This window comes from Dehalococcoides sp., from assembly GCF_041654235.1.
GTDB lineage: Bacteria > Chloroflexota > Dehalococcoidia > Dehalococcoidales > Dehalococcoidaceae > Dehalococcoides > Dehalococcoides mccartyi_B.
The window spans coordinates 1-5648 of record NZ_JBAZDW010000073.1 but is presented as its reverse complement, the minus strand read 5'-3'; the positions used below and the strand labels follow the sequence as shown (position 1 = coordinate 5648).

The 5648-nt window shown below is 48.4% G+C and carries 4 protein-coding genes; 2 read left to right on the top strand and 2 right to left on the bottom strand.

Annotated elements, in window-relative coordinates; translation table 11 throughout:
* A partial coding sequence (locus WC259_RS07375; protein WP_372643962.1) for a R3H domain-containing nucleic acid-binding protein occupies nt 1-196 on the top strand: 196 nt, incomplete at its 5' end.
* Between the two features lie 302 nt (nt 197-498).
* Complete coding sequence (gene ileS, locus WC259_RS07370; protein ID WP_372643959.1) at nt 499-3543, top strand: isoleucine--tRNA ligase; 3045 nt, start codon at nt 499-501, stop codon at nt 3541-3543.
* 12 nt (nt 3544-3555) lie between these two features.
* On the opposite strand, the gene WC259_RS07365 is transcribed toward ileS, so the two are convergent.
* Nucleotides 3556-4689 carry a S1C family serine protease gene (locus WC259_RS07365; RefSeq protein ID WP_061977304.1) on the bottom strand — a complete coding sequence of 378 codons (1134 nt, stop codon included), beginning with the start codon at nt 4687-4689 and terminating at the stop codon, nt 3556-3558.
* Nucleotides 4690-4697: 8 nt separating this feature from the next.
* Entirely contained in the window at nt 4698-5513 is an 816-nt protein-coding gene (locus WC259_RS07360) for a S1C family serine protease (protein WP_011309472.1), read from the bottom strand.
* Nucleotides 5514-5648: the final 135 nt, after the last annotated feature.

Sequence of the window (5648 nt, the reverse complement as noted above, 5' to 3'; positions counted from 1 at the left end):
CTTGAGCTCGCTTCAGACTTTGGCTTGGAGAACTGCCGAACAGGTCAAGCTGCGGCGGATGCCTTTTTCACTTGAGCCTATGCCTGCCTATGAACGGCGGATTATTCATCTGGCTTTGGCTGAAGATGAAGAAGTAACTACCCAGAGCGTTGGCTTTGGCGAATCCAGAAAAGTTGTGGTAGTCTTAAAAGAATAGTACAATAAACCTTACAAAAGGCAGTGACGGAGAAGAGTAGGTTATCTGCGGGGCAGAAGCGAGTCTGGTACGGTGAAAGCAGAACTTTGCGCTGGTATCCCGAAAATCACTCCTGAGCCGCCAGCCAAAAAGCCTTCAGGCTGAGTAGACCTGGCCGGGTTCGCCACCCGTTATAAGGGGCGGGGCATGTTAGTGCCCACAAGAGAGCCTCTGCTTGAAAGCAGGGGAAGCGGGGTGGTACCGCGGGCTTATTTAGTCCCGTCCCTGATAAGGACGGGATTTTCTTTTTTAAGAGGTGATAAATGTTTAAGGCTGTGAATCCCAGACAAAACTTCCCCCAGATGGAGGAAGAAATCCTGAAAATTTGGCAGGATAAGGGCATCTTTAAAAAGAGTATTGAAAACCGCCGTGACGGCAAACGTTTTACTCTGTACGAAGGGCCCCCCACTGCTAATGGCCGTCCTGGTATTCACCATGTGCTTTCGCGGGTTTTTAAAGATGTGATACCCCGCTACAAGGTTATGAAGGGTTATTATGCACCGCGGATTGGCGGCTGGGATACACATGGCCTGCCGGTTGAGCTTGAGGTGGAAAAAGAGCTGGGTTTTACCAGTAAAAATGATATTGAAAAATATGGCATTGCCGAGTTTAATACCCGTTGCCGTTCCAGTGTTTTTAAATATGTGTCCGAATGGAACAAACTGACCGAACGGATTGCATACTGGGTGGATTTGGATAATGCCTATATAACCATGGATAACAAATATATAGAGAGCGGCTGGTGGGCGCTCAAGCAGATGTGGGATAAGGGGCTGGTTTATCAGGGACATCGGGTTACCCCTCATTGCCCGCGTTGCGGTACTTCCCTAAGCTCTCACGAGGTGGCTCAAGGATATAAAGATAATACCGAAGACCCTTCGGTGTTTGTTAAGTTTGAAATAAACCATGAGAGTTTGGCACAGACAGGTTTGGGGCAGAAGTGGGTTAACCCGTCTGACAAACCGCTGTATCTGCTGGCTTGGACTACTACGCCCTGGACTTTACCCGCCAACACCGCTCTGGCTGTATCAGCCACAGATGAATATGCCATACTGGATATGGCAGACTACTATATGGTACTGGCTAAGCCCCGTTTATCCAGCCTGAAACTGACAGAAAACCCCATAGTGGGGGAGTGTTTGGGCAGTGACCTGAAAGGGCTTACCTACAAACCTCTGTTTGACCCGCGTGAATTCGGCATATCTGTAAAAAATATGCAGGATAACTCTGAAATAGATGCTCTTGAGCCCTTGGCATACCCTGTGATAACCACCAGTTATGTATCTATGGATGACGGAACGGGTATAGTCCATACTGCCCCTGCCTATGGCGAACTGGACTATGAATCCGGGGTTAAATACGGGCTGAAATTTGTCCACCACGTAGATTTACAGGGCAGGATAACCGGTAACTATCCGTTTGCCGGCAAATTTGTCAAAGAAGCTGATAAGTATATCTCCCGTAACCTCAAAGAGCGGGGATTTATGTTCCGTAATGAACGCATGCACCATACCTACCCCTTTTGTTGGCGGTGTGATTCTCCGCTTATTTATTACGCCAAGCAGAGCTGGTACATACGGACTACCGCAGTCAGGGATGAACTGATAAAGGGCAACCAGCAGATAAACTGGTATCCCGAACATATCAAAGACGGTCGTTTTGGAGATTGGCTGGAAAATAATATTGACTGGGCTTTCTCCCGTGAACGTTACTGGGGAACGCCTGTACCCATCTGGCGGTGCGAGAAGTGCGGCCAGACCGAGTGTGTGGGTGGGATTGACGAACTAAAAGCCAAGCCGAATTTTAAAGGCATGCAGGAAAAACTGGATATCCACCGCCCGTATGCAGATGAATGGACTTATGATTGCGCCAAATGCGGCGGCAACATGAAAAGGGTTACCGAGGTTATGGACTGCTGGTATGACTCCGGCGCTATGCCTGTTGCCCAGTATCATTACCCCTTTGAGCCTGAAAGCCGGACTATTGCCAGTGACGGGCGTTTCCCGGCTGACTACATCTGCGAGGCTGTAGACCAAACACGGGGCTGGTTTTACAGTTTGCATGCCATTTCTACCCTGATATTCGGCCGCCCCTGTTATCAGAACGTAATCTGTCTGGGGCATATACTGGACGAACGCGGCGAGAAAATGAGCAAGTCCAAAAATAATGTTATCCAGCCCGCTGCTGTGCTGGATAAATACGGGGCAGATGCTGTCCGCTGGTATTTCTATACCGCAGCGCCGCCCGGAAATGCCCGACGCTTTTCAGAGAAACTGGTAGGTGAGGTAACCCGCCAGTTCCTGCTGATGCTTTGGAACATATATTCATTTTTTGTTACTTATGCCAATATAGATAACTTTACACCTTCTGAAAAATATCTGGCCGGTGAAGTACCCGAACTGGATAGATGGATTTTATCCGAGCTTAACCAGCTGGTACTGGACGTAGACAAAGGGCTGGATAATTATGATCCCACTCAAACCGGACGGCGGATTGAAGATTTTGTGGGATATCTTTCCAACTGGTATGTACGCCGCAGCCGCCGCCGTTTCTGGAAGAGTGAAAATGATGCCGATAAACTTTCGGCCTATCAGGCGCTGTATACCTGTTTGGTTACACTTTCCAAACTGCTGGCTCCCTTTACACCCTTTGTGGCGGAGGAACTGTACCAGAACTTGGTGCTTTTGGTAGACCAGTCCGCTTTGGAAAGTGTACACCTTACGGATTTCCCGGTAGCGGATAAGGCTCTTATAGACGAACAGCTGGACAATGAGATCCGTCTGGTAATGAAGGTTTCCAGTATGGGGCGTTCTGCCCGCAGCAAGGCGGCGCTCAAGGTACGCCAACCGCTGGCAGAAGTGCGGGTAGTTCTTTCTTCACCTGCGGAAAGAACCGGGCTTATGCGTCTGGCTGAGCAAGTGCTGGAAGAGCTTAATGTAAAGGCACTGGTAGCGGAAGAACCGGGTACAGCTATCCCTCAGGAAAATTATGCCGCCAGTACCGAAGGGGCATATACGGTAGCGGTCTATACCGGGCTTTCACCTGAACTGCTGGCTGAAGGTTCTGCCCGTGAGATTGTCCACCGTTTGCAAACCATGCGGAAATCTGCCGAATTTGAGATTGCAGATTATATAAATACCCATTATCAGGCGGATGAATATCTGGAAAGTGTTATCCGGACGCATGCCGAGTACATAAAGAAAGAAACTCTTTCCAACCAGATTGTAAACGGAAACGCCCCTGAAGGAGCGTATACCGAAAGTCTGGATATTGACGGCCACCCCTTAAGTTTGTGGGTGGTACGCTAAAGGACTACAAAACTAGCTTTCCGGTGGCGGAGTTTCAGCCAGTATCAGGGTTACGGTACTGGTTACTCCGTCCCGGAAATAGCTGACTTCTATTTTATCCCCTACCTTTTTACCGTGAATAGCCAGTATCAGTTCTTCATCAGTAAGTACTGCTTGGCCGTTTATTGACAGGATAACGTCATTAGCCTTAAGTCCGGCTTTCTCAGCAGGTCCGTTTTCAGCTACACCCCGTAACAGCACGCCTTTATCTATGCCCAGCTTGAAATAAGACTGGATGGCTGCATCTACGGTCAGTATGCCTATTACCCCCATGAAGGGACGGGTAATATATCCTTTGTTTACCAGTTCTTCAATAAAAGTGCGGGCGGAGTTTATATTTATGGCGTAACCCACGCCTTCCACTCCCACCTCCACAATTTTGGCAGAAGTAATGCCGATAACTTCACCGGCCATATTTACCAGAGGGCCTCCGGAATTACCTTCGTTTATGGCCGCATCTGTACCTATCAATCCGTACAGGGTTACACTTTGGTCAACGGTTATCTGGGCATCCAGACGGCTTATCCAGCCGCCTTTCATGGTTATTCCCAGACCAAGGGCATTCCCGATGGCCGCTACCGGTTCACCCACCTCCAGAGCGGATGAATCACCTATATACACAAAAGGCAACTCCTCCCCCAGGGTATCCACCTTGATTACGGCCAGGTCTGTACGCGAATCTGTCACAACACGGCTGGCGGTAAAGGTGCGGTTGTCTGAGAGGGTTACGGTTACAGTGCTTCCGCCTTCAACTACATGGTTATTAGTAATGATATAACCGCTGGGGTCTATTATAAAACCTGAACCTGAGGCTATGGCCACAGTCTGGCGGCCGAATATATCCTGGGTTATATATTCCACGTCTACCGCTACCACTGCCGGTTTTACTCTGGCAACCACTAAGGCATAGTTTGCCAGTTCGGGCAGGTTCTGCTGAGGAGAGGGAAATTTCCAGTTTTCATCCAGTGGGGTAGAGGTATTAGGGGTATGGTCTGAATTATCAGTGTTTATGGGCTGGGACAGATAATCACAGCCACCAGCACTAAAAGCAGCAGTGGCAATCAGGATACAAAGAAACAGGCTGAATAAATGTAGTTTCTTTTTCATTGTCTTGCTCAAGCCGGCAACTGGGAGATAAGGTTATTGATAATGGGCAAAGCTATATACAGGCTGATAGCATAGCCAATGCCCTCCACGCCTACCTCTTGTATTTTAGCGCTGGTGATGCCTATTACCTCACCCTGATAGTTAACCAGCGGACCGCCGGAGTTACCCGGATTTATGGCGGCATCAGTTTCTATCAGTCCGGTCAGGCTTTCGGTATCACTGAACTCAACGGTAGTATTCAAACGGCTTACCCAGCCCCCGGTCATGGAAATACCCATGCCCAGAGCATTGCCGATGGCGGCCACCGGTTCGCCTACTGCCAGTTTGGAGGCATCTCCCAGTTTGACTGCGGGTAAATTGGTGGCATTTATCTTTATTACCGCCAGATCATTGGCAGGGTAAGTACGTACAGCTACCGAATTAAAGGTACGCCCGTCATCCAGCGTTACCGTGATGCTGGTGGCGTCTTCCACTACATGGTTATTGGTTACGATAATACCGTTTGAATCTATAATCCAGCCTGAGCCGGCGGCTTGCTCTACTATTGTCCGCCCGAAAATATCACGGGTGACCAGTTCAACATTTATAGATACTACCGAAGGTTTTACGGCCTTTACCGCATTTACGAAATTGACAGGACTTGGTACACTGCCGATTTCATCACTTTGGTCTGGCAGGTTTTGAGTATTAGTTTGGTTTTGAGTGTTGTCTTCAGGGGAATTGCTGAAATCCTGAAGTATGTCACAGCCCTGTGCCAGCAACATGGACAGAACCAGACTGATTGAAATAAACAGACCGAAGAAATTTTTGAAAAGTTTTTTCATTGCCTCTTCCTGTATGGAGTATTGATTTTATTATAGCAGGAAATTGTGAAAAAATTATTGATAAACAAGCGGGAGGGGTGATATTCCCCTCCCGCTTAAAAGACAGAGTATGCCGTTTTTACCTAGACGTTGACT

Excerpts from the sequence above, each read along its gene's own strand:
- WC259_RS07360 (WP_011309472.1), bottom strand. The coding sequence starts at position 5,513 with ATGAAAAAACTTTTCAAAAATTTCTTCGGTCTGTTTATTTCAATCAGT.
- WC259_RS07365 (WP_061977304.1), bottom strand. The coding sequence starts at position 4,689 with ATGAAAAAGAAACTACATTTATTCAGCCTGTTTCTTTGTATCCTGATT.
- ileS (WP_372643959.1), top strand. The coding sequence starts at position 499 with ATGTTTAAGGCTGTGAATCCCAGACAAAACTTCCCCCAGATGGAGGAA.